Annotated in this window: 21 protein-coding genes and 1 pseudogene; 15 read left to right on the forward strand and 7 right to left on the reverse strand. The window is 68.1% G+C overall.

Going from position 1 to position 24,167, the window contains the following annotated elements; translation table 11 throughout:
- Window positions 1-348: 348 nt before the first annotated feature.
- From AB0H00_RS17400 to AB0H00_RS17430, 7 genes are all read left to right on the forward strand, one after another.
- Window positions 349-582, forward strand: a complete 234-nt coding sequence (locus AB0H00_RS17400) for a WhiB family transcriptional regulator (RefSeq protein ID WP_041561325.1) — start codon at window positions 349-351, stop codon at window positions 580-582.
- A gap of 197 nt (window positions 583-779) precedes the next feature.
- Window positions 780-1,259 carry a metallopeptidase family protein gene (locus tag AB0H00_RS17405; RefSeq protein WP_167477524.1) on the forward strand — a complete coding sequence of 160 codons (480 nt, stop codon included), beginning with the start codon at window positions 780-782 and terminating at the stop codon, window positions 1,257-1,259.
- 235 nt (window positions 1,260-1,494) lie between these two features.
- Window positions 1,495-1,884 (forward strand): DUF3499 domain-containing protein, encoded by a 390-nt coding sequence (locus AB0H00_RS17410; RefSeq protein WP_357267032.1) that lies wholly within the window; start codon window positions 1,495-1,497, stop codon window positions 1,882-1,884.
- 53 nt (window positions 1,885-1,937) lie between these two features.
- Entirely contained in the window at window positions 1,938-3,314 is a 1,377-nt protein-coding gene (locus AB0H00_RS17415; protein WP_357267035.1) for a phosphomannomutase/phosphoglucomutase, read from the forward strand.
- Window positions 3,315-3,432: 118 nt separating this feature from the next.
- Complete coding sequence (locus AB0H00_RS17420; protein WP_357267039.1) at window positions 3,433-4,635, forward strand: tobH protein; 1,203 nt, start codon at window positions 3,433-3,435, stop codon at window positions 4,633-4,635.
- Window positions 4,635-5,855, forward strand: a complete 1,221-nt coding sequence (gene manA / locus AB0H00_RS17425) for a mannose-6-phosphate isomerase, class I (RefSeq protein ID WP_357267042.1) — start codon at window positions 4,635-4,637, stop codon at window positions 5,853-5,855. The genes AB0H00_RS17420 and manA overlap by 1 nt, the downstream gene beginning before the upstream one ends.
- Window positions 5,856-6,062: 207 nt before the next feature.
- On the forward strand, window positions 6,063-6,989 hold the full coding sequence (locus tag AB0H00_RS17430) for a cation diffusion facilitator family transporter (protein ID WP_357267045.1): 927 nt from the start codon (window positions 6,063-6,065) through the stop codon (window positions 6,987-6,989).
- Window positions 6,990-7,060: 71 nt separating this feature from the next.
- Here AB0H00_RS17430 and AB0H00_RS17435 read toward each other — a convergent pair whose 3' ends face one another.
- Both AB0H00_RS17435 and AB0H00_RS17440 read right to left on the reverse strand, forming a co-directional pair.
- Complete coding sequence (locus tag AB0H00_RS17435; protein WP_357267048.1) at window positions 7,061-8,530, reverse strand: NAD(P)/FAD-dependent oxidoreductase; 1,470 nt, start codon at window positions 8,528-8,530, stop codon at window positions 7,061-7,063.
- A gap of 95 nt (window positions 8,531-8,625) precedes the next feature.
- Window positions 8,626-9,981 (reverse strand): cation:dicarboxylase symporter family transporter, encoded by a 1,356-nt coding sequence (locus AB0H00_RS17440; protein WP_357267051.1) that lies wholly within the window; start codon window positions 9,979-9,981, stop codon window positions 8,626-8,628.
- 187 nt (window positions 9,982-10,168) lie between these two features.
- Between AB0H00_RS17440 and AB0H00_RS17445 the strand changes: the two genes are divergently transcribed.
- Both AB0H00_RS17445 and AB0H00_RS17450 read left to right on the forward strand, forming a co-directional pair.
- The gene (locus AB0H00_RS17445) at window positions 10,169-11,686 is read left to right on the forward strand and encodes an ATP-binding protein (protein ID WP_357267159.1); all 1,518 of its coding nucleotides are present in this window, start codon (window positions 10,169-10,171) and stop codon (window positions 11,684-11,686) included.
- Window positions 11,687-11,833: 147 nt separating this feature from the next.
- Window positions 11,834-12,541: a response regulator gene (locus tag AB0H00_RS17450; protein ID WP_357267054.1), complete on the forward strand. Its 708-nt coding sequence runs from the start codon at window positions 11,834-11,836 to the stop codon at window positions 12,539-12,541.
- A 13-nt stretch (window positions 12,542-12,554) separates the two neighbouring features.
- Here the strand turns inward: AB0H00_RS17450 and AB0H00_RS17455 are convergent, their stop codons facing one another.
- From AB0H00_RS17455 to AB0H00_RS17465, 3 genes are all read right to left on the reverse strand, one after another.
- Window positions 12,555-13,862, reverse strand: coding sequence for a cytochrome P450 (locus AB0H00_RS17455; RefSeq protein WP_357267057.1), 1,308 nt, complete (start codon window positions 13,860-13,862; stop codon window positions 12,555-12,557).
- Window positions 13,863-14,000: 138 nt separating this feature from the next.
- A complete protein-coding gene (locus tag AB0H00_RS17460; RefSeq protein WP_357267060.1) occupies window positions 14,001-14,723 on the reverse strand; it encodes a TIGR03089 family protein in 723 nt (240 codons plus the stop codon).
- A 3-nt stretch (window positions 14,724-14,726) separates the two neighbouring features.
- The gene (locus tag AB0H00_RS17465) at window positions 14,727-16,160 is read right to left on the reverse strand and encodes an LCP family protein (protein WP_357267162.1); all 1,434 of its coding nucleotides are present in this window, start codon (window positions 16,158-16,160) and stop codon (window positions 14,727-14,729) included.
- A gap of 234 nt (window positions 16,161-16,394) precedes the next feature.
- Between AB0H00_RS17465 and rfbD the strand changes: the two genes are divergently transcribed.
- The 3 genes from rfbD (at window position 16,395) to AB0H00_RS17480 (ending at window position 19,408) form a co-directional block, all read left to right on the forward strand.
- Window positions 16,395-17,264: a dTDP-4-dehydrorhamnose reductase gene (gene rfbD / locus AB0H00_RS17470; RefSeq protein WP_357267063.1), complete on the forward strand. Its 870-nt coding sequence runs from the start codon at window positions 16,395-16,397 to the stop codon at window positions 17,262-17,264.
- A 74-nt stretch (window positions 17,265-17,338) separates the two neighbouring features.
- On the forward strand, window positions 17,339-18,202 hold the full coding sequence (locus tag AB0H00_RS17475) for a glycosyltransferase family 2 protein (RefSeq protein ID WP_357267165.1): 864 nt from the start codon (window positions 17,339-17,341) through the stop codon (window positions 18,200-18,202).
- Window positions 18,203-18,328: 126 nt separating this feature from the next.
- A complete protein-coding gene (locus tag AB0H00_RS17480) occupies window positions 18,329-19,408 on the forward strand; it encodes an NDP-sugar synthase (protein WP_357267066.1) in 1,080 nt (359 codons plus the stop codon).
- Between the two features lie 147 nt (window positions 19,409-19,555).
- Here AB0H00_RS17480 and AB0H00_RS17485 read toward each other — a convergent pair whose 3' ends face one another.
- The gene (locus tag AB0H00_RS17485) at window positions 19,556-20,746 is read right to left on the reverse strand and encodes an epoxide hydrolase family protein (RefSeq protein WP_357267069.1); all 1,191 of its coding nucleotides are present in this window, start codon (window positions 20,744-20,746) and stop codon (window positions 19,556-19,558) included.
- Between the two features lie 62 nt (window positions 20,747-20,808).
- On the opposite strand from AB0H00_RS17485, the pseudogene AB0H00_RS17490 reads away from it, so the two are divergent.
- The 3 genes and pseudogenes from AB0H00_RS17490 to AB0H00_RS17500 form a co-directional block, all read left to right on the forward strand.
- Window positions 20,809-20,994, forward strand: a pseudogene (locus tag AB0H00_RS17490) (helix-turn-helix domain-containing protein); the annotation flags it as partial.
- Window positions 20,927-21,247 (forward strand): WYL domain-containing protein, encoded by a 321-nt coding sequence (locus AB0H00_RS17495; RefSeq protein WP_357267071.1) that lies wholly within the window; start codon window positions 20,927-20,929, stop codon window positions 21,245-21,247. The pseudogene AB0H00_RS17490 and the gene AB0H00_RS17495, both read left to right, overlap by 68 nt.
- Before the next feature lie 462 nt (window positions 21,248-21,709).
- Window positions 21,710-22,189 carry a hypothetical protein gene (locus AB0H00_RS17500; protein ID WP_357267074.1) on the forward strand — a complete coding sequence of 160 codons (480 nt, stop codon included), beginning with the start codon at window positions 21,710-21,712 and terminating at the stop codon, window positions 22,187-22,189.
- A gap of 172 nt (window positions 22,190-22,361) precedes the next feature.
- On the opposite strand, the gene AB0H00_RS17505 is transcribed toward AB0H00_RS17500, so the two are convergent.
- Complete coding sequence (locus AB0H00_RS17505; RefSeq protein ID WP_357267077.1) at window positions 22,362-23,960, reverse strand: carboxylesterase/lipase family protein; 1,599 nt, start codon at window positions 23,958-23,960, stop codon at window positions 22,362-22,364.
- Between the last annotated feature and the right edge of the window lie 207 nt (window positions 23,961-24,167).

The raw sequence follows: 24,167 nt of genomic DNA on the forward strand, positions 1-24,167 counted from the left end.
ACGTCCGGCGTGTCTAATCACAGTCATGTCATTCCGGGTTCGCGCGAGAGCCCAAGGCGTGAACGACTTTTCGAACAGATGTTCGGGTGAATGACAGGCTCGGGGACGTCCGCGGGACAACGTCGCGGGGTATGGCCGTCGGCGTGCGTGTTGGTCCGACGGAACGAATCATTCTGCGCTAACACACAGTGAGGAGGCGGAGCGATGGCCAACGAGATGGTCTCGCCGACCGATTCCACAGCAGGCGCAGCACGTGGCGTCTGCGCAGACAACGGCTGGAAGGACGAAGAGGGGGGTGACGGAGTCTCGGCACCCCGGCTCAGCCTGGTCGTGACCGGCTTCGACGAGATGTTCGAATCCATCGAAGAGCAGTGGCAGGAGCGTGCCCTGTGCGCGCAGACCGATCCGGAGGCGTTCTTCCCCGAGAAGGGCGGCTCGACCCGTGAGGCGAAACGGATCTGCATGGGCTGCGAAGTACGTGACGAGTGCCTGGAGTACGCACTCGCGCACGATGAGCGCTTCGGCATCTGGGGCGGGCTCTCCGAGCGGGAGCGGCGCCGCCTCAAGCGCGGCATCAGCTGAGACGTACGCGAGGCCCGGAGTTGCCCACCTCCACCAGGGCGACTCCGGGAACACGCGAGGACAGCCGATCCCGCACCCGAAAATCGATGCACGGCAGTACCGCCACCCCACTCGCCGACGCGCGCTCATCGACACGACGAGAGCGTCACGCCGCCTCGATGAGCGCGGCCGGAATCGACTGGCCTAGATTTTGTGTCATGGCACGTTCCCGTAAGCGTCGACCGCCGACCGCCCGGTCGGTGATCCGACGCGGCCGAGGAGTGCGCGGGCCGATGCTGCCACCCACGGTGCCGGCCTGGCGGACCCGCGGCCAAAAGTTCGACCGGCTGGTGCTGGAGGCGTTCGCCCCGCTGGACACCCGCTGGCACGACCGGCTCACCAAACTCGACATCGCCGTCGACGATGTGCCGAAAATCCGTCCGCTGCATCCCGATTCGGTTACCTGGCCGGACGAGGTCGTCGCGGACGGACCGGTCCCGCTGTCCCGGCTCATCCCGGCCGGTGTCGACCGGCACGGCGCGGCGACCCGGGCGCGGGTCGTGCTGTTCCGCAAGCCGCTCGAGCTGCGGGCCAGCGATCCCGACGACCTGGTCGACCTGTTGCGCGAGGTCCTGGTCCAGCAGGTCGCGACCTACCTCGGCGTCGACCCGGACGTGATCGATCCAGAAGCCGAGTGATCCGCACCCATCCAGACGGGTCAGCCCCTCGAATGCCGTTGTGGGGCGAGTGGAACCGATACCACGGGTACGTGGGCTGGATACCCGGAATCTCCCTTGCAGAAGACACACCGTCGGACGCGCCACACGCGCCTCTCGCGGAACGTCGTGCTGCCCGCATTCTGCTGAGAGCAGACCGAGATTCGTCAAGCGTGTCTGTCCCCATCGACGCGCCAGGAGCGTTACTCTCATCGGCGTGATCCCCATGCGTCGTTGCTGCCGACCAGGCTGCAAGAACCCGGCCGTCGCGACGCTCACCTATGTGTACTCGGATTCGACAGCGGTGGTCGGACCACTCGCGACGGTCGCCGAACCGCACTCCTGGGATCTCTGCGAAACACACGGCTCACGAATCACCGCCCCGAAGGGTTGGGAGCTGGTTCGGCACGAAGGCGGATTCTCCTCGAGCACCCCGGACGACGATGACCTCACCGCGCTCGCCGAAGCGGTCCGCGAGGCCGGACTGCGCCGCCGCCCGCCGGAACCCGACCAGCGCGGCTACCACGACTACGCTCCCCCTCCGCCGCGCACCACACGCACCGGTCGCCGCGGCCATCTGCGTGTCCTCCCTGATCCGCCGTCCTGACCCGGACCAGGACGGTGTCGGGCCGACCGGTGGCAACCACTAGGGTGTTGGGCATGACAGTCCCCCGCTCTGCCGAATTCGTGAACGCGGTGATCAAGGCTTACGACGTTCGCGGCGTGGTCGGTGAACAGATCGATGCGGAATTCGTCAGGGATGTCGGGGCGTCGTTCGCCCGGTCGATGCGCGCGGAGGGCGCGAGCCAGGTCGTCATCGGACACGACATGCGGGACTCCTCACCTGAGCTGTCGACCGCCTTCGCCGACGGTGTGCTCGGCCAGGGGCTGGACGTCGTGCACATCGGCCTCGCATCGACCGACCAGCTGTATTTCGCCTCCGGCCACCTGGACTGTCCCGGGGCCATGTTCACCGCCAGCCACAATCCGGCCCGCTACAACGGCATCAAGCTGTGCCGGGCCAAGGCCCTCCCGGTCGGGCAGGACACCGGCCTCGCCACCATCAAAGACGAGCTGATCGAGGGCGTGCCCGGCTACGAAGGAGCGCGCGGCGCCGCGACCGAACTCGACCTGCTCGCCGACTACGCGAACTTTTTGCGCGGCCTCGTCGATCTCGGCGACATCCGTCCCCTCACCATCGCGGTGGACGCGGGCAATGGCATGGGCGGCCACACCGTGCCCCAAGTGCTCGGCACGCTACCGCGGGTGACCGTCGTGCCACTGTACTTCGAGCTGGACGGCAGCTTCCCGAATCACGAAGCCAACCCGCTGGATCCGGCGAACCTGGTGGACTTGCAGAAGCTGGTCCGCACATCCGGCGCGGACATCGGCCTCGCCTTCGACGGCGACGCCGACCGCTGCTTCGTAGTGGACGAGAACGGCGACCCGGTATCGCCGTCGTCGATCACCGCCCTGGTCGCCGAACGAGAGCTGGCCAAGGAGCCGGGCGCGGTGATCATCCACAACCTGATCACCTCACGCGCGGTGCCGGAACTGGTACACGAGCTGGGCGGGACGCCGGTGCGCACCAGGGTCGGTCATTCGTTCATCAAGCAGCAAATGGCCACCACCGGTGCCGTGTTCGGCGGCGAGCACTCCGCGCACTACTACTTCCGCGACTTCTGGGGCGCGGACTCCGGCATGCTCGCGGCCCTGCACGTCCTCGCCGCACTCGGCGAGAAGGACCGGCCGGTGTCGGAGCTGATGTCTTCGTACGCAACGTATGCGACCTCCGGAGAGATCAATTCCACCGTGGCCGATGCGAAGGAGCGGACGATGGCCGTAGTGGAGGCTTTCACGGACCGGGCGCACTCGGTGGACCGGCTGGACGGGGTGACCGTGCAGCTGGCTGACGATGCCTGGTTCAACCTGCGCGCGTCGAACACCGAACCGTTGCTCCGGCTCAACGTCGAGGCCCGATCGGCGGAGGAAGTAGACGTACTCGTAACCGAGATCCTGAGCATCGTCCGCTCCTGACTGGAATAGTGGAATCACAGGCCTTGGATTCGCCCGACTCGGTCTCGGTGTGGCAGCTGAACCGGGTGGGCGCGGGGGCGGAAACGACACAGCGCGATGAGGGGAGGTGGGACGCCCGATGATCGCTGGAGCACCGGTGCTCGACCTCGACGATGCCGCTTCACTCGAGGCGGCCGATACCGAAGGCGCCCTGCGCTCGGCCGCCTCGGGCGGCGCCCAGGTGCGCGCCACCGCGGCGGCCGTAGGTGAGGATGCGCTGGCCCGCCTTGCTGACTTGAGACCACGCAGCGTAGTGCTGGTTGCCGGTTCCGGGCGCGCGGCGCGTGCCGCGAGCCTGCTGGTCGCCGCTCTGGGCGATCGCACAGGCCTACCCGTTGTGCCCGCGACCGCCCTACCACCGTGGGTCGGACCGCTGGACGTCGTGCTCGTCTCCGGGGATGATGCGGGCGATCCGCGTCTTATCGACGCCGTCGACCGGGCGTTGCGCCGCGGTGCCGAGGTGGTCGTCGCCGCTCCACACGAGGGCCCGCTGCGCGCCGCCGCGGCCGGTCGGGCCGCGTTGCTGGAACCGAGGGTGCAGGTGCTCGATCACAACCGACTGCTGCGATTCCTGGCCGCCGGAATCGCGGTACTGCGTGCGGTCGACCCGCTCCGTGCCGGCGCCGCCGTCCCCGATCTCACAGAGCTGGCCGACGTCCTCGACGCGGAGGCGCTGTGCGACGGCCCACAGAACGAGATCTTCCACAACCCGGCCAAGACGCTGGCCGCACGAATGCAGCAGCGCGGCATCGTGCTCGCGGGCGACTCGCCGGCCGCTGCCGAACTCGCCGAGCACGGCGCCGAGGTGCTGCTGCAATCCGCCGGCCGGGTGTGCGCCGCGGTGGATCTCGCCGAGGCCGTCGCGGCGAAGGGCCGAATGGCCGAGGCGGCAGGCGGATCCGCGCCCGACTTCGATCCGCTGTTCCATGACGAGGAGCTCGACGGGCCCGCGCCGGTGGAGCGCATCCGAGTGTTCATGCTCACCACCGATCGCGATCAGGCGGCCGCGCGCCGCCGTATCGCGGTGTTCGGCGGCGCGGCGTCGAGCCCGGTGGACGCCGATCTGGTCACTGCTGACGTCGATCTGCTGCGCACCGACCTGACCGATCCCTCCGCGCCCGCGCAGGCCCCTTCCGAGGAGTCGGCATCCGGGCACGGGACCGAACTCGAACAGCTCGCCGTGCTCGCGTTGCGACTGGAAATGGCCGCCGCCTACCTAGGGCTGATCGGGTCTCGCCCCGCCGCGGCCGACAGCCAGGGGCAGTACGGGGGAAGCTACTAGTGCACGAACTCGTCGGTGCGCTGCGCTCGTATGCCTGGGGATCGCGCACCGCGCTCGCTCAGCTGTGCGGACGGCCGGTTCCTTCCGCGCACCCGGAGGCCGAACTCTGGTTCGGCGCCCATCCCGCCGACCCCGCGCAGGTGCGGATCGGTGACCACACCATCTCGCTGCTCGAGCTCGTCGCAGCCGATCCGGATCGAGAATTGGGGATCGCCGCACCGGAATTCGGCGGGAAGCTACCGTTCCTGTTGAAGGTCCTTGCCGCCGAGGAGCCGCTGTCGCTGCAGGCGCACCCAAGCATGGCGCAGGCCGCGACCGGATTCGAACGGGAGAACCGCGCGCGGGTGCCGTTGGACTCGCCGATGCGCAACTACCGCGACGAGAACCACAAGCCCGAACTGGTCGTCGCGCTGGACCGGTTCGAAGCGCTGGCCGGATTCCGTGACCCGGACCGCACGGTCGAGCTGTTGCGCGCGCTGCGCGTAGACGGGCTCGACTCCTACGCCGACCTGCTTGCCGCCCAACCGGATTCGGCGGGTCTGCGCACCCTGTTCACCACGTGGATCACGCTGCCGCATCAGGTGCTCGCCACACTGCTGCCCGCTGTGCTGGACGGTTGCGTGCGCTACCTGTCCGGTAAGGGCAAGCGCGAGTTCGTCCCCGAGGCCCGCACCGCGCTCGAACTCGCCGAGGCCTACCCCGGCGACGCGGGCGTGCTCGCTGCACTGCTGCTGAACCGGTTGACATTGGAACCGGGTCAGGGTCTGTTCCTCGCGGCCGGGAACTTGCACGCCTACCTTCGTGGGCTCGGCGTGGAGATCATGGCCAACTCCGACAATGTCCTGCGCGGCGGTCTCACGCCCAAGCACGTAGACGTGCCGGAACTATTACGGGTGCTGGACTTCGAGCCGATCGACCTGCCCGTCGTGCTGCCGGAACCGGCAGGCGACGGGTCGGTGCGCTACCGGACGCCCGCACCGGAGTTCGCGCTGCGGCGCTTCGACCTCGTCGCAGGCTCCGCGCGGGTACCGCTGACCGCGGCGGGTCCGGGCATCGTGCTGTGCACGGCGGGCGCGGTGCGACTGTTCCAGAACGGCTCGCTGCTCGAGCTCGAGCGTGGCGCCGCCGCGTGGATCTCCGCGATCGACACCGACATCCGCGCCCAGGCGGTGAACGGCAATGCCCAGCTGTTCTGCGCGTGTGTGGGCGGAACCAATTGACCGATCCGAATTGTCCGGTCCGGCTGGCTTAGGCGTACCTCCGCATTCGCTCCGGCCATGCGCGGGCTGACGACGGCCTACGTCCGACAGCGCCATCAGGCGTACCTCCGCATTCGCTCCGGCCATGCGCGGGCTGACGACGGCCTATGTCCGACTGCGCTATTAGGCTGTTCGCGGGTAGGTCGAAAACAGAGAGGACATGCTTCCATGTCGGCTGGTGGTGGCAAGAAAGCGATTATCGCTGCGTTGACGGCGAACGCGGGGATCGCCGTGGCGAAGTTCGTCGGTGCGGCGATCACCGGCTCCGGCTCGATGCTCGCCGAGGCCGTGCACTCTGTGGCCGACACCGGCAACCAGGGACTTCTGCTGCTCGGTCAGCGCCGCGCCGAGCGTGAGGCCGACGCCCTGCACCCGTTCGGGTACGCGCGCAATCGCTACTTCTATTCGTTCATCGTGGCGCTGGTGCTGTTCACGCTCGGCTCCGGATACGCGATCTACGAGGGTATCCACAAGATCCAGCATCCGGAGGAGCTGAGTTCGCCGCTCGTGGCGATCGTCATCTTGGTGATCGCGATCGGGCTGGAGTCCTACAGCTTCATGACCGCGATACGGGAATCCAAGCCGCTCAAGGGTGATGCGAGCTGGTGGCGGTTCATCCGCAATTCGCGCAGCCCCGAACTTCCGGTTGTTCTGCTCGAGGACACCGGCGCGCTGGTCGGTCTGCTCCTCGCGTTCGCGGGCGTCGGCCTGACCATGCTCACCGACGATGCGGTCTGGGACGGCGTCGGCACCCTGGCCATCGGTGGGCTGCTCGGCGTGATCGCGATCGTGCTCATCGTGGAGATGCAGAGCCTGCTGATCGGCGAGGGCGCGACGCCCGACGAGGACCGGCTGATCCGCGAGAACCTCGTCGACGGCACCCGCATCGACCGGTTGATCCACCTCAAGACCCAGTACCTCGGCCCCGACGAGCTGCTGGTGGCCGCGAAGATCGGCGTGGTTCCCGGCCTCGATGTCGCCGCCATCGCCACCGCGATCGACGACGCCGAATCCCGCGTGCGCGCCACCGTTCCCGCCGCCCGCGTCATCTACCTCGAACCCGACCTCTACCGCACCGAACTCGCCAAGGGGTAGGTCTCGCGCACCGCCCCGGTAACCGACACGGCGCAAGCGTTGCGGAACGAGCTGGTCAGGCGTGCGAAGGATCAGCGAAGCTGCGGGGCGCGGGTGCGGAGAAGATCCAGGGGGTCCGTGTGGATGGCGAAGCGCCCGCGCAGAGCGTGGCGGGCAGCGTGCAGGCCGTTCATACCGTGCACGCCCGGGCCGGGCGGGGTCGCTGAAGAACACAGGTAGACGCCGGGAATGGGTGTGGCGTAAGGGTTCCAGCGCACGGCGGGGCGGAAGGCGAACTGGCGTAGCGTCATCGCGCCCGCGGAGATGTCGCCGCCGACGTAGTTGGCGTTGTGCGCGGGCATCTCGGCCGCGGTGCGGACGTTCTGGGCCACGATCAGGTCGCGGAAACCCGGTGCGAAACGCTCGACCTGGGCAATCACGGCGTCGCTGACGTCGCGGGTGGAGCCGTTCGGCACGTGCGCGTAGGTATAGAACGTGTGGCTGCCCGTCGGCGCCCTGGTCGAATCGACCACACCGGGTTGGATGGACAGCACATAGGGCCGCTCGGCGTGTTGCCCTGCGGCGACCGCGTGTTCAGCCGCCATGGCCTCGGCGCGAGTGCCGATAACGTGCACCGTTCCGGCCAGTTCGCAGCCATCGGCCCGCCACGGCACCGGACCGGACAGCGCGAAGTCGATTTTGCACGCCGCGCCACCGTAACGGAAACGCCTCAGCCGCTCGGCATAGCGCGCGGGCAGCCGGTTCCCTGCGATGCGCAGCAGTTCGGCGGGGGCCAGGTCGAGCATGATCGCGCGGGCGTCGGAGAACTCCTCCAGCGAGTCGACCCGGTGCCCGGTGTATACCCGTCCACCGAGGCGTTCGAGTTCCGCGATCAGAGCATCGGGGATCGCCTGGCTACCTCCGCGCGGGATCACCCAGCCCCCGGCGTGGGCCAGGGTGCCGAGCAGCAGTCCGGCGCCCGCGGCGGTAATGGCGCGCGGCGGGATGATCGCGTGCGTGGCGATGCCGGTGAGCAGGGCGGGCGCGGCTTGGTCACGAAACCTGATGTCCCACAACGGCGTGCCTTGCTCCAGGGTTCGTAGCCCGAACCGGAACGCGGTGCCGAGCCCCGGCGGCATCCGGCGCAGATCCGACATGGCGAAATCGACCACGTCCGACCAGTGCCGTACCAGCGGCGCGAACAGGGAACGCCAGGCCGCGCCGTCCCGTCCGAGGCCATCGACGGTCCGCTCCAGATCCCGCCAGGCCAGTCCGGCCACACCACCGTCGAGCGGATGCGCGTAGGACACTTCCGGCGCGAGCAGCTCGACACCGTGCGCCTCGAGGTCGAATGCGCGAAAGAAGGGCGAGGCCGACGCCATCGGATGCGCGCCGGCGCACACGTCGTGCCGGTATCCGGGCACGGTCAGCTCGGCTGTGCGCGATCCGCCCCCGGCCGTCTCCTCGGCTTCGTACACCTCCACCGCGAGGCCGGCCCTGGCCAAGATTACCGCGGCAGCGAGCCCGTTCGGCCCGGAGCCGACCACCACCACATCAGCCATGTCCCCACGCTACCGGCCCACGACCACCTCGACGGGCCACCGGAACGCGACGAAGGCCCCGCAGATCCTGCGAGGCCTTCGTTGTCACCGTGCGGCTAAGCCGAAACCAGATTCTTGGTTTCGGGTTGCCGCGGCGGCGGTGGCGTCCCGTGGTCATCGTCGACCATGGTCTGCTCGTCGAAGGGCAGCTTGCGATCGAGCACGTCCTTCACTTGATCCACGTTGATGGTCTTGGTCCAGGTGCCGATCAGCACCGTGGCGACCGCGTTGCCGGAGAAGTTGGTCAACGCGCGCGCTTCGGACATGAAGCGGTCGATGCCGACGATCAGACCGACACCGTCGAGCAGTTCGGGTCGATGACTCTGCAACCCGCCGGCCAGCGTCGCGAGACCCGCGCCCGTGACACCCGCCGCGCCCTTGGACGCGATGATCATGAACAGCAGCAGGCCGACCTGCTCGCCGAGGGAGAGCGGTTTGCCCATCGCGTCCGCGATGAAGATCGACGCCATGGTCAGGTAGATGGCGGTCCCGTCCAGGTTGAACGAGTACCCGGTCGGCACCACCACACCCACCGTGGTGCGCTCCACCCCCAAGTGGTCCATCTTCGCGATCAGGCGCGGCAGCGCCGACTCCGACGACGAGGTCGCGACGATCAGCAGGTACTCCCGCGCCAGATAGCGGACCAGTTTGAGGATGGACACCCGCGACACCGCCCACAGCAGCATGCCGAGCACACCGAAGACGAACACCAGGCAGGTGAGGTAGAACGCGGCCATCAGCGTGGCCAGCTTCACCACCGCGTCGAGCCCGGTCGTGCCGACCACGTTCGCGATCGCGCCGAACGCGCCGATCGGCGCGAGCCACAGGATCATCGCCAAGATCCGGAACACGAGCTTCTGGATGATCGCCACCGCACGCAGGACCGGCTCACCCGTTCGGCCCATGGCCTGGACCGCGAAACCGACCAGCAGCGCGACGAACAGCGCCTGAAGCACGTTGCCCGCGGTGAGCGAGGACAACAGCGTGGTCGGGACGATACCCTGGATGAAGTCCCAGGTACCGCCCGCACTATGCGCCGTGTTGGCCAGATCGTGACCGGCTTTGACCTTGGTGAGATTCAGGCCGGTACCGGGCTGCAGCAGATTGCCGACCACGATGCCGATGCCGAGGGCGATGGTCGACATGATCAGGAAGTACCCGATGGCCAGGCCGCCGACCTTGCCGACGGTGGCGGCCGCGCGCACCGAGCCGATACCGAGCACGATGGTGCAGAAGATGACGGGGGCGATCATCATCTTGATCAGGTTGACGAAGATGGTCCCCAGCGGAGCGAACGACTGCCCGACATCGGGCGCCAGCCAGCCGACAAGGATGCCCCCGATCACCGCCACGATGACGGCCAGATATAGCCAATGGGTGCGGTCGTGCCGCGTTGTAATGGGGTCGCTCATCGCGATGGGTTTCCCTTCGAGTGGTACCGAAGTGAGGTGTCTCATGCACCCCAGGCAGAATGATGACTGGCCGGGGTGATCCGGGTCACTGTTTGGTGCATTACGTTCAGCGAAGGAAGAGCTTGTGAGACGCGGTCGGCTATCCCTGGCCGGTCAGGCATTCGCCCTTCAGCTGGTCGTACTCGCGATGATGATCGCCATCGGCGCGGTGCTCGCGGTCTTGGACGCCAGGCACGACAGCGATGTCATCACCACCCGTGAGGTTGTCGCCGTCGCGGTGACCCTCGCGGAGGCACCGTCCACCGTCGCCGCACTCCACACCACCGATCCGACGAGGCCGCTGCAGCCGGTCACCGAGGAGATCCGGCGCGAGACCGGCATGGACTTCATCGTGGTCATGGCGCCGGATCGGACCCGTTACACGCACACCAACCCCGCGAACATCGGGCTGCCTTTCAGCGGCAACATCGATCGCGCGCTGGCCGGCGAGACGTTCACCGAGACCTTCACCGGCACCCTCGGCCCCTCCATCCGTGCGGTCACTCCCGTCTACGACGACGGGCGCGTCGTCGGCTTGGTCTCCGCCGGGGTTACCCGTGCGAAGATCGGCGACCAGGTCGCCACCCAGGTGCCGCTGATTCTCGGCGTGGCGAGCGCGGGTCTCGTGGTGTCGGGGGCGGGCTCGTTCCTGCTGAGCCGCCGACTGCGGCGGCAGACCCACGGCCTCGCGCCCGACGAACTCCGCGTGATGTACGAGCACCACGACGCCGTGCTGCACTCCGTCCACGAGGGTCTTGTGGTGTTCGGGCCATCCGGCGAGCGCGCGGAGGTGGTCAACGATGAGGCGCGCAGGCTGCTCGACCTGCCCTCCGGCAAGATCCGGCGCAGCGACCTTCCGCTGTCGTTGCAGCGGATGAGCCGGGGGGTCGTCCGGGACGAGATGCACGTGACCTCCGATCGGATCTTGCTGGTCAACCAGGACATCGTGACGTGGGAGGGCCGGGCGATCGGCACTGTGATGACGATCCGCGACCACACCGAATTGCGGGCGGTGATGGGCGAACTCGATACCGTGCGCGGTTTCGCGGAGTCGCTGCAGGCGCAGGCGCACGAGTCCGCCAACCGGTTGCACACCGTCGTCACCATGGTGGAGCTGGGCCGCCACCGAGAAGCGGTGGAGTTCGCCACCTCGGAACTCGAACTGTCTCAGGCGCTGATCGACCGGCTGCTCGCCGCGGTGGGCGCGCCCGCGCTCGCGGCACTGCTGCTCGGCAAGGTGAACCAGGCGACCGAGCGGGGCATCGAGCTGACCATCACCGAGGACACCGCACTCGACTCGGTGGACCCGTTGTCCCCGCAGGAAACCGTCACGCTGGTCGGCAATCTCATCGACAACGCGATCGACGCCGCGGCCGGCAGTGCGTCCGGATGGGTGGAGGTCACCATGCGATATCAGGACGCCGACGCCGATACATCGCATCGCAGTTCGGCGCTCTTCGTCCGCGTGGCCGACAGTGGTCCCGGCATGTCGGCGGAAAAGTTCGCGCGTTCCTCCCAGCGCGGCTATTCGACCAAAGCCGACCATCACGGGCTCGGCCTCGCACTGGTCCACCGTCTGGTGGCCCGCTACGGGGGAACCATTCGCACTGAACGAGATCCCGAAAGCGCGGTGACCGTGACGATTCCACGAAAGGACACAGCATGAGCGGTCAGGCCCGAAGACGGCAGCGGAGCGTGACCACGGAGGGCCCCGCTCATGCGAGAAAGGACACAGCATGAGCGGTCAGGCCCGGAGACGGCAGCGGAGCGTGACCACGGAGGGCCCCGCTCATGCCAGAAAGGACACGGCACGATGATCCGAGTGCTGATCGTCGAGGACGAGCCGCTCATCGCAGAGGCGCACCGCGCCTACGTGGAGCGCATCACCGGGTTCACCCCAGTCGGCATCGCCCATACCGGACGCGAGGCGATGCGCGCGGCGGCCGATGCCGCCGCCGAGGGGACGCCGGTCGATTTGGTGCTCATGGACATCGGCCTGCCGGATGCGAGCGGCCTCGATGTCGCCGCCGCGCTGACCGGCCTCGCGCCGCGCCCGGACGTCATCGCCATCACCTCCGCGCGCGACCTCGCCCTGGTGCGCACCGCCGTATCGCACGGCGTCGTGCTGTATCTGCTGAAGCCGTTCACCTTCGCCGCGTTCCGCGACAAGCTGGACCGCTACCGGGAATTCCGCACCGCTCTCCCCGCGGGCGAGTCCGCCATCTCCCAGCACGACATCGACCGGGCGCTGAGCGCACTACGCACGTCCGACCAGCGCGCCGCCACCCCGAAGGGCGTCGCGCCCCAGACGCTGGACGAGATCTCGCGCGCCGTGCGCGCCGCCGAGACCCAAGGCATGACGGCCGCCGACACCGCGACCTCGATCGGGGTCTCTCGCATCACCGCGTGGCGCTACCTGGAGAAACTGGCCGACGACGGCCTGGTCGTCCGGCGCTCGGACTACGGGAGAGCGGGTCGCCCGAAGACCCGCTACGTCTGGAAGAGCGCCTCCACCGGCTGATCAGGCGCTCCGGTCAGACCACGGTCGGTTCCGGCGCCGTCGCCCGGCGTCCGAGCCGGACCGGCATCCGCTCGTAGCCGTGCAGCGTAAACAGCTCACGGCGTTGTGGGGTGCCATCCAGCCGGAGGTCGGGAAACCGGTCGAACAGGGCCTGTAGCGCGTAGACGCCTTCCATCCTGGCGAGGCTGGCGCCGAGACAGACGTGCACGCCGCTGCTGAATGAGAGGTGGTCCTTGGCGTTCGCACGCCCGACGTCGAACCGCTCGGGTTCGGAGAAGACCGCGGCGTCGCGGTTGGCGCCCGCCAGCGACAGCACCACCGTGTTGCCCTTGCGTACCCGAACGCCCTCGATCTCCACGTCGGTCAACGCGGTCCGTGCCGTCGTCTGCACCGGCGAGTCGATCCGCAGGATCTCCTCGACGGCGTTCGGCCACAACTCCGGCTCGGTGCGTAACCGCTCCAGCTGATCGGGATGAGCGAGCAGCTGCACGACGCCGTTTCCGATGAGGTTCACCGTCGTCTCGAAACCCGCGCCCATGAGCAGGCTCGCGGAGGCCTTCAGCGCGTTGTCGTCCAGCTCGCCCGCGGTGACCAAGCTGCTGAGGATGTCTTCGCCGGGCTCGCGGCGCAATCGCTCGATATGCCGGTCGAGGTAGTCGTTCATCACCTCCATGGACCGCAGCGCCCTTCGGTGCACCCGCCACGAGATGCCGAGGTCCAGCAGCGGTGTCATCCGATCGCCCCAGTCGAGGAACATCGCCTTGTCCTCGTCGGGAAAGCCGAGCATCTCGGAGATGATCGCGATCGGCACCTGGGCGGCGAACGACTCGATCAGGTCGGTCGATCCGCCCGAGGGCAACGCGTCCAGCAATTCCGTGGTGACGGACTCGACCCGGTCGCGCAGCCTGCGGATAGCGCGCGGCGTGAACGCCGACGCGACCGGCTTGCGCATCAGGCTGTGCTCCGGCGGATCGATCACCAGCATCGACGGCGGTTCGACCGGATTCGGTGGCAGCGGAAAGCGCTCGGCGAGCTTCTGCATCGGCTTGGGGATGTTGAAGCTCTCGGTGGTGCGCACGCCGAATCGGTTGTCGCGCAGGATCGCACGGCACAGCTCATGGTCGAAGGTCGCCCACGAGATCGAAGTGCGGATGAACTTGCCCTTACCACGCAGCTGCTCGATCAGCGGATACGGGTCGGAGCAGCCGGTGGGGCCGCCAACCAGCTCGGCGAACGGGTCACCGCGGCGGGCCTGCGCACGCAGGACGAGCCGAGGCGCGCCCTGCACCGACAACCACCGAAACCAATAGTGCGGCTTCATATGTTCCTCAACCCCCGTCGTTGTGCGATCGACTCCACCGTACGGAATCCGGCCGAGTTGTGGAACATCCCCTGGTCGGATTCTGGCCTATACTGCGGTAGGAGTCGGCAAGCGCTCGTTCGCGATGCCGGGTCCCGCTCACCCCCGCTGCGCGGTAACCCGTTCCGAGGCGATCCGCCGGTCACGCAGCTCCGGATCGGGATTGACCACCTGCACCAGCGAGGCGCCCGCGGCGAGCACCGCGACGTACCCGTCGATCAGCTCCGCCGGGGTTTCCCACGATGTGCTCGACAGGACCCGGTCGCCCTCGGAGAAGCCTTGCCGTATGGCGGATTTCCTCGCCTCGGCGAGTACCTCCGCGACCGGCATACCGTCCAGCGCGACACCGGCCCCGCGGGGCAGGAACTGGTCGCCGTGCACACGCACCGCGGTGGCGAAATCGGTGATCCCGATGGGTAAGTCGCGTACCGGGGCGCCCATCGCGTCGAGCGACAGCGCGGCGACCTCGCCGACGCCGTCGGCATCGTCCAGACGGTCGGGGGTCACCAGGGCCAGGTCGGCGTCCTCGTCCGGGCACAGCACCACCTCGGTACCCGCCCACCAGCAACCGAGCAGCACCGCGGCGGTCTGCCAGTGCGCGGGCAGCAGCACGGCGACCCGGGCGCCGGGACTCAGGCCGAACTCGTCGCGAATCAGGTTGGCGGTCTTGGCCGCCCAGTTCGCCAGCGTCAGGCCGGACAGCTCGATCCGCGCGCCGGTGGCGTCGTCGTAGTAGGTGACGCGCGGGCCCGCGGGTTCGCGGGCGAGGATCGGATCGAGTACCGCTTCGGTGAGGGTGTGGGCCTGGTCGATGTCACGCATGGTTCAATTCACGCATTTCGGTCCGTTCTGGCCTGCGTCGATCGGTGGGGCGGGCGGCACGGGCGTGGCGGAGGTCGACGTTCCGGAGAAGTCGAACACACTGCTGGCCGCCGAGCCGGGACCAGAATAGTCGCTCGCCAGCACGACGCTCACCGAACCCGCCGACAGTGTCGAATCGGCGACGACCGACAGCCCACCCAGTGCCTTCGCCACCGCCTCGGCCTTCGGGTCCGAGGCATCCGCGGCGAGCACCCGGCTGCCCGTGACACTCCGACCGGTGTAGTTGGTCACCACACCTTCGCGAAAACCCTTGGCGTTCAGCGCCTGCGCCACCTGAGCCGCGAGTCCGCCGACGCCGCCGGCGTTGTAGACGCTGACGATCACCGTCGCCGGATCGACCCCGAGGTCGGAGTTCTGCGCGGATTCACCGTCGGCGACCAGCCCGGCGATGTAGGACTTGACCGCCTTGGGATCCACCTTCACCACCGACTCGCCACTGCTGGACTCACCGTTGAGATCCTTGACCGGGATGGTCTCGAACTTCACCTGCCCGCCGGACAGATCCTCGAGCTGCTGCAGGAACGCGACCACATCCCACGCGTCGTCCAGCACGACCGTCCGCCCCACCGCGTCGCTGAGCTGCTTCAGCCTGCCCGGATTCCCCAGCGTCTTCGCGCTGAGCACCTGCCGCACGAGCTGTGCCATGAACACCTGTTGGCGCACGATGCGGTCGAGGTCGCCGCGCAACAGATCGTGTCGCTGGCGCACGAAGCTCAGCGCCTGCGGCCCGTCCAGGCGCTGGCGGCCCGCGGGGAAGTCGGCGCCGGACATCCATTCGTCGACCGGCTGGTTCAGGCACACCTCGACGCCGCCGACGGCATCGGTGAGCAGCACGAAGCCGAGCAGACTCACCTCGGCGTAGTGGTCGACGGTGATGCCGGTCAGGTTGGCCACGGTTTTGATCAGCGCCTGTCTGCCCGCCTTCGTGGACCGCTGCTCCGCGTCGGCCGCGGCGACGCCCTGGTCGAGCAGCTTGGTCTGCTGCGTCGCCTTGGTCACGCCGTAGGCCGAGTTGATCTTGCCCATGCCGATACCGGGAATGTCGACGTAGGAGTCGCGCGGTAGGGAGATGGCGGTCGCGGAGCGGCCGTCGTTCGGCACGCGCAGCAGCACGATGGTGTCGGTGTTGGTGCCGACCTCGTCGCCGGCGTGCAGCATGGCACGCTCGCCGTCCGACAGCGGGTTCCCGTGCGCGTCGGCGCGACTGTCCACACCGACCAGCAGGATGTCCACCGCGCCGTCGCGGCCACCGCCGAGACCGAGGTCGCCGATGCGCTGGATGCCGGCGACCAGCGAGTCGACGCTGCGCCAGGCGAAACCGGTGAGCACGAGCACAAGCACGGAGGTGATCGCGACGACGAGACGCAGTGGCCCCAACGACTGCGCGCCTGCCCCGGTCGACCGCGACGGGATCGATGTGCCCCTCCGCTGCGACAACTCTGCATCCTCCTCGCCGAAAGTTGGTGTCCTCGCGTCGCTTGCGCAATTGCCCCGGCACCCCGGTCCCACCCCGCCCCGCCCGGTCCGGGAAGCCCCCGATGCTCCAAGGCTAACGAACGGTTACCGGGAAGGACCTCAACCACCGGTATGACGGCGTGCCAGACTTGCGCCGTGACCGCCCCTACCGCGCCCGACTCCGCCGTATCCGCACACCTCGTCGTCACCGGGGCGCGCGGCCAGGTAGGCCGGGAACTGCTGCGTCTCGCTCCGGCTGCCCGCGGCTACGGACGCGCCGAACTGGACATCACCGATCCCTCCGCGGTACGCGCGGCGCTCGCCCGGGGTGACGTGGTGGTGAACTGCGCCGCCTACACCGCCGTCGACCGCGCCGAAACCGACATCGAGGCGGCGTACGCGGGGAACGAGACGGGACCCGCCGTGCTGGCCGCCGCCTGCGCCGACGTCGGCGCCCGCCTGATCCACCTGTCCACCGACTACGTCTTTCCAGGTACCCACGACCGGCCGTACGACACCACCGATCCGACCGGGCCCGCAACCGTCTACGGCAAGTCCAAGCTTGCGGGCGAACAGGCGCTGCTCGCGCGATGCCCTGACGCGCACGTGGTGCGCACCGCGTGGGTATATGCCGGGCGCGGCGGCGATTTCGTCGCGACGATGCTTCGTCTCGAACAGGAACGTGACACCGTCGACGTGGTCGAGGACCAACTCGGCTCGCCCACCTACGCCGGCGATTTGGCCACGGCCCTGCTGGAACTGGCGGGACGACCGGACGCGCCACATGTGCTGCACGCCACCAACGCGGGGCAGGCCAGTTGGTTCGAACTCGCTCGCGCGGTGTTCGCCGGGATCGGCGCCGACCCCGGGCGCATCCGCCCGTGTGACTCGTCGGCATATCCGAGACCGGCACGGCGCCCGGCATATTCGGTGCTGTCGCCTCGTTCCTGGAACGAGGCCGGGCTGACCCCGCTGCGCGATTGGCGGACGGCACTGGGGGACGCGCTGGCGCGGGTGTCCGACTAGGGTTGGCAACTGTGAGTGAGCGCAGCGAGCGAACCGAAGACACAGCAGCTTCCGATTCCGTCACCCCCGCGGGCATGGCCGTCGTCACGGTGACCTATTCGCCGGGTGAGCACCTCGAGCACTTCATCACTACCCTAGCCGCGGCGACCACCGAGAAACCACAGGTGATCCTCGCCGACAACGGGTCGGTGGACGGCGTGCCGGAGCTGGTCGCCGAGGCCAATTCACACGTGCGGCTGCTGCGCACCGGCGGAAACATCGGCTACGGCGGCGCGATCAACCGGGCGGTCGCGGAGATCGATCCGGACATCGAGTTCATCGTGATCGCCAATCCGGATATCCGCTGGAGCACCGACTCCATCGACAAGCTGCTCGCCGCCGCCAAGCGCTGGCCGCGAGCGGGCGCGCTCGGGCCGATGGTGCGGGAGCCGGACGGCAGTGTGTACCCATCCGCCCGCCGGGTGCCCGGGCTACTCGACGGCGCGGGGCACGCGATCCTCGGCACGGTGTGGAAGTCCAATCCGTGGAGCCGCCGGTACCGGCAGGAAAACGAGGAGATCTCCGAACGGGCCGTTGGCTGGCTGTCCGGGTCGTGCCTGCTGGTGCGGCGCGCGGCCTTCGACTCGATCGACGGCTTCGACTCGCGCTACTTCATGTACATGGAAGACGTCGACTTCGGCGACCGCATGGGCAAGGCGGGCTGGCATAACGTGTTCGTGCCGGACGCCGAGGTCACCCACGCCAAGGGCCACGCGGCGGGCCGCCATCCCGAGGTGATGCTCCCCGCGCACCACGCCAGCGCCTACCGTTTCCAGGCCGACCGGCATCCGCACTGGTGGCAGGCGCCCTTGCGGCTGGCGTTGCGGACCGGACTTGCGGTGCGCTCACGGATTGCGGTTCGATCTGCCCTGCGCCAACAGGCGCAGAGCGCCGGGTAACCGACGCACAAGAGAGCGCAGCGAGCGAATAAACACCGCAGCGCCGCGCATCGCGCATGACGGAGCCGAGCGCCGGCGAGGCGCCGGCATGAGCGGATAACGACCCACTGTGAACAGGGGAGCTTGATGGCAGGAAATGCAGGCACCGACGCCGTGATTCTGGTCGGCGGCCGGGGAACGCGACTGCGTCCGCTGACCCTCTCGGCACCCAAGCCGATGCTGCCGACTGCCGGGCTGCCGTTCCTGACCCATCTGCTCGCCCGCATCGCGGAGGCCGGGATCACGCACGTCGTACTGGGCACCTCGTTCAAGGCGGAGGTATTCGAGGAGCACTTCGGCGACGGGGCCGATCTCGGGCTGGAACTCGAGTACGTCACCGAGACCGAGCCGCTCGGCACCGGCGGCGGCATCCGGAACGTGCTCTCCAAGCTGCGGGCGGACAACGTGATGGTGTTCAACGGTGATGTGCTCGGCGGCACCGACCTCGGCGCGGTGCTGGACACGCACGAGTCGACCAACGCGGACGTGACGCTGCACCTGGTCCGGGTGAGCGATCCGCGCGCGTTCGGATGTGTGCCGACCGACGAGAACGGCCGGGTCACCGCGTTCCTGGAGAAGACCCAGGATCCGCCGACCGACCAGATCAACGCAGGGTGTTACGTCTTCCGCCGCGAGTACATCGAGAAGATCCCGGCCGGGCGCCCGGTCTCGGTGGAACGCGAGGTATTCCCGTCGCTGCTCGCCGAGGGCGCCCGCGTCCAGGGCCACGTCGACGCCTCCTATTGGCGCGACATGGGCACCCCCGAGGACTTCGTCCGCGGCTCCGCGGACCTGGTGCGCGGTATCGCACCCTCCCCCGCCCTACCTGGTCAGCGCGGCGAATCGCTGGTCCATCCGGGTGCGGGCGTCGCGCCAGGAGCGTTGCTCATCGGCGGCACGGTCGTAGGTCGCGGCGCCGAGATCGGCGCGGGCGCTCGACTGGACGGCGCGGTCGTCTTCGACGGCGCCGTGATCGAAGCGGGCGCCACGGTCGAACGCACCATCATCGGCTTCGGCGCGCGCATCGGCCCGCGCGCGCTCGTCCGCGACGGCGTCATCGGCGACGGCGCCAACATCGGCGCACGCTGCGAGCTGCTGCGCGGCGCCCGAGTCTGGCCCGGTGTCGTGATTCCCGACGGCGGTATCCGCTTCTCGACAGACGTGTAGCAGTACTCGCCAGAAACGCCGAGAACCCGTCCGCATCCGCAGCGAACGCCAGCAACGCCGGGGCCTACCACGACCAAAAGCCGCGTGTTCTATCGAACAGGTGAACCTGGGTGGTCAGCGCGCTGCGCGGACCACCCGCCGCCAGGATCACCGCGCGATGCGGAAGAACTCGCGCAGGTCGCCGACGAGTAGGTCGGGCACCTCCATCGCAGGGAAGTGGCCGCCCCGGTCGAACTCCGACCAGTGGTCGACGGTGCTCGCTGGGTCGGCGAGGGCTCGGATCGTCATATCCGCCGCGAACACCGCGATCGCCTGCGGCGGTGCCGACACGGACGGCCAGCCGGCCTGATCGTCGCCGGCCTGGCCGTCGGCGATCGCGCGGTAGACGCGCATACCCTCGTAGACAGTGTTGGCCGAGGACGCGCCGGAACCGGTAAACCAGTAGACGCTCACGTTGGTGAGCAATTGGTCGCGGTCCACCGCGTCCTCGGGCAGCTCGGCGGCCGGATCGGTCCACTCCTTGATCTTCTCCACGATCCACGCCAACTGTCCGATCGGCGAATCGGTCAGGGAGTAGGCGAGGGTCTGCGGCCGGGTGGACTGCAGGTGCAGATACCCGAGGTCATCCTCGCAGGCGGCGTTGAACCGCTCGGCGCGCGCTCGGTCGGTGTCAGACAAGCCGTCCAGCTCGACGGGCGGACCGAACGGATACGGCGCTGGACCATTGAGGTGGGTGGCGACCACGCGGCCGGGGGCGGCCGTGGGCAGCAACATGGCCACCCCGCCGCCGACGTCACCGCCCTGCGCGGCGAACCGCTGGTAGCCGAGCCGACTCATCAGCTCTCCGAATGCCGCGGCCACCCGGAACAGGTTGCCCCAGCCCGGTTCCCGTACCGGGTTGGAGAACCCGAAGCCGGGGAGCGACGGGATCACGACATGGAACGCGTCCGCCGGATCCCCGCCGTGCGCGCGGGGATCGGTGAGCGGTCCGATCACGTCCAGGAAGTCCACGAACGAGCCTGGCCAGCCATGGCACAGAAGCAGCGGCAGCGCATCTGGCTCGGGCGAGCGGACGTGCAGGAAGTGGATGTCCTGGCGGTCGATCGTCGTCACGAACTGTGGATGCTCGTTCAGCGTTTTCTCCTGGGCCCGCCAGTCGAAACTGTTCGCCCAGTAGTCGGTCAACTCCTTTAGGTAGTCCACAGGAACGCCGCGTTCCCAACCAGTTCCGGAGATCTGCCGGGGCCAGCGGGCGCGGGTAAGGCGATCGCGTAGGTCGTCCAACTCGGCCTGCGGGATGTCGACGCGGAACGGGCGGATGTCGGTGTTGTTGTTCATGCCGAGAACGGTAGGAGCGATACAGGAACATTCTGTTCCTGTATCCGGGCAGACTTGAAAACATGTTGGACAGGGCACAACGACTGCTGCGGCTGCTCTCCTTACTACAGACGCCACGGGACTGGACCGGGCCGGAGCTTGCTGAGCGCCTCGGCGTCACCGCGCGCACCGTGCGCAACGATGTGGAACGCCTGCGCGGTCTCGGCTATCCGGTGCACGGGATCAGGGGCGTCGCCGGCGGCTACCGCCACCTGGAAGTGCCGGACCCGGGTGACGGTGCGCGCACCAGCCGAGCACGTACGCAACCGGCTCCCGCCAGGCATCACGGTGGAACCCTTGGGCGACAATGCCTGCGTGGCCGAGGTCGGCTCGAACACACCGCAGATGCTGGCCAGCTACCTCGGCATGCTCGACGCGGACTTCGAAGTCACCGAGCCACCCGAGCTCGTCGCGGCGATCCGCGCGCTGGCCGACCGCTACAGGCAGGCGGTTTCGGAATGAACCGCTTGTAGCGCATCGCCGGATAGTACGCCGCACGGTATCGAATCGTCGGCCGACCAACCCGACGAACCTGTGTGGTCACCGCACTAGCCACCGAAACGCCGAGTGGCCCTGTCCGCCACCCGTTCTGTGCGGGCCGCTGCCCGCGCGGTGACATATGCTGCGCCGGTGAAAAGGACGTTTCGTATCTCGGCCATGCCGACCGTGTGGGCAGTCGAGTAGGTACTCCGGGATTCTGGCCACGGACCAGCGGCGAGGTCAGACGCTGATCTGGAGAACACCACCGACCTCGAGAGCCGGATCATTTCCCAACTCGGTTCAGCTCAACAGCCGCATTTCGCGATCATTTCAAGCTGGTGGTCGGCGCCAGCCTTCCACAACTCTCGGATTGCGTTTCGCGGTTCAGACGTTGAAAGATCTTGATCAGCAGCACTTCAGGACATGACGGTCATAATCGCCACTATGCCCGATGATCGCCTCTCCATGGCCGATACCAGCCCGTATTTCCGGGCTGCCACAGAGACCAGGACGCGGCGGAAGATAAGGACACGGATGAACATCAACACCGAACGTCTTGCGCGGATCGCCGCGCTCACCGCGGTGACCGGCGCTGCGCTTCTGTTCGGTGCGGGTACCGCCGCCGCCGACGACTGGCCTTCGAACGGCGGCGGCGCGTTCGAGGTTTATGAGACCGAGAATTTCGCCGTCCCGAGCGACCCCGACTACTGGAATCCGCTTTCCGACCAGCACCGGCTGACCTCGCCCTTCGGCACGAGCACCCGCATCGTGTCCATCAGCTTTCATGGCGTCCAGCAGGATTGCTGGCAAGCAGACCGCGACGGCAACCCACACAAGCTCAACACAACCCCACTCGACATGCCATATGCCGGTTCCAGCAAAACGGGCAACTTCGGGCCCCGCCATTACGTCTATCCGGGCTGATACCACCGGTTCGCCACATGCTGCGGTGCTGGTCACCATCCGCAGCGATACATGGCTGCGTTCAGCGCCGCCGCGAGTAAGTGCCTCAGACCTCCCCGGACTACCGAACGAGCAGCTCTATCCCAGCCGCGATATCCACTGCTGACAGAACGAACGACGTCGCGGCGGCGTCCTAACTGAATCCCACCGCCTGTTCGCCCCAAGCGCTGTGCAATTCGCGGTCGGGGTCGTCCACCACTCGGTCCGCGGTGTCGATGACCAGGGTGGTTCGGGCGGCCAGGCGGTAGGGGGGCCAGTGCTTGGAGCCGTCGAGCGCGGCCGGAACGCTGTGTGCCGCGAAGGCGAGCCAGCGCCGCATCATGCGACCGGACACTTCCATCGCCACCTTGCGGCCACCGAGCCAGAAGGTCGGGTCGTGGTTGAAGGTACCGAAATTGCCGAACACATAAGGCAATTCGGTGGCGTGACCCGCGCCGACCCGGGCCGCCCGTAACATCGGGGTCGCATAGTCGAAGCGGTACATCCAGGTCGGTGAGTGCTGGGCATGCGCGTCGGCCACCCAGTGCGCGGGCATCCGGAAGGCAGCGTCGGTGGACATGGCCATCGCGCCGCGGGTCTTGGTGAGATCCGGGTAGGCCGACGTGATTTCGGCGATCCGCTCCGGCGACATCTCCGGGTGGTTGGCCGCGACGTCACGAAGCATCGCATTCACCGCGTCCGGGGTCACCGGCATGATCGGCGAACGGAACACCCGGAACAGCGACGCCTCGTCCTTGTTGGTGCCGATGATCAGCGGCACCCGGTGCGAGCGGCCGTGCTGAAACCGGTCGATCGGGTAGGTCGACAGCAGGTCGCCGTCGACCACCGGCGCGGCGGCCAGCCTGCCCGGCTCCTTCAGCGGGATCTCGTCGAGCAGCACGCCCGCCGCCGCGACGATCCGGTCGAGGGGGCATTCCAACAGCTCCTTGGCACGAGACGCCGGCAGCTCCATCAGCTCGAGGAAGCGCCGCGCCACCGTCGCGGCCCGCTCCTGCCCGAACACCGTCGTAGCGGGCGGGCTCTGCGCGATCGCCTTGTGGAACAGGCCGGTGGCGCGCGGCGAGGTCAGCAGCGCGGTGACGCAGCCGGCGCCGGAAGACTCGCCGAACAAGGTGACATTGCCGGGATCGCCGCCGAACGCGGCGATGTTGTCGCGCACCCACTCCAGCGCGGCGATCTGGTCGTGCAGGCCCAGGTTGGGCACGAAGTCGTCGCCGAGCGAGGACAGATCGAGGAAGCCGAGCGCGCCGAGCCGGTAGTTCACCCCAACCACCACGACGTCGCCGGTAGCGGCTAGCTTGCGCCCGTCGTAGATATCCTGCGCTGCGGTGCCGAGGCAGTACGCACCGCCGTGCAGCCAGACCATGACCGGTCGAGACTCACCGGTTTCCGCACCGCCCCCCGGCGCGCCGCTGTCGTGCTGCGGCGACCAAACGTTCAGCCAGAGACAATCCTCACCCATCTTCAGCTGCGAATCGACCGGCACCATGTTGCCCATCGTCTGCGGTGCGATCTGGCCGAAGGCGGTGCAGTCGCGCACGCCCGCCCAGGACGGTGGCGGCTGCGGCGGCGCGAATCGGGCGGTTCCGGTGGGGGCGGCCGCGTAGGGAATACTGCGCCAGACCAGAACCGATCCTTGGCGCATGCCGCGCACGTCACCGTACGACGTGTGGACGATCGGCTCGGCAAGGTCATCGGGACCGGGCGCCGTCTCGAAGAACTGAGCGCTCATCTCAGACCTCCTCATACTTCTTTCTCGAGAGTACGTCGAAGATCAGTACGACAACGTTTCGATGCCGAGACATTGCTGCGTCGGATCACATTCGTCCGCTGTTCAGGCCAGTCCTGAGGCCATCGTGTCGAATCGGTCACGTAGCGAGGTCAGGCCGCAATCGTTCTGATAACTGCCCAAGGTGCAACAACCGGGCCCGCCACTCCA

Source organism: Nocardia sp. NPDC023852 (genome assembly GCF_040639505.1).
Lineage (GTDB): Bacteria > Actinomycetota > Actinomycetes > Mycobacteriales > Mycobacteriaceae > Nocardia.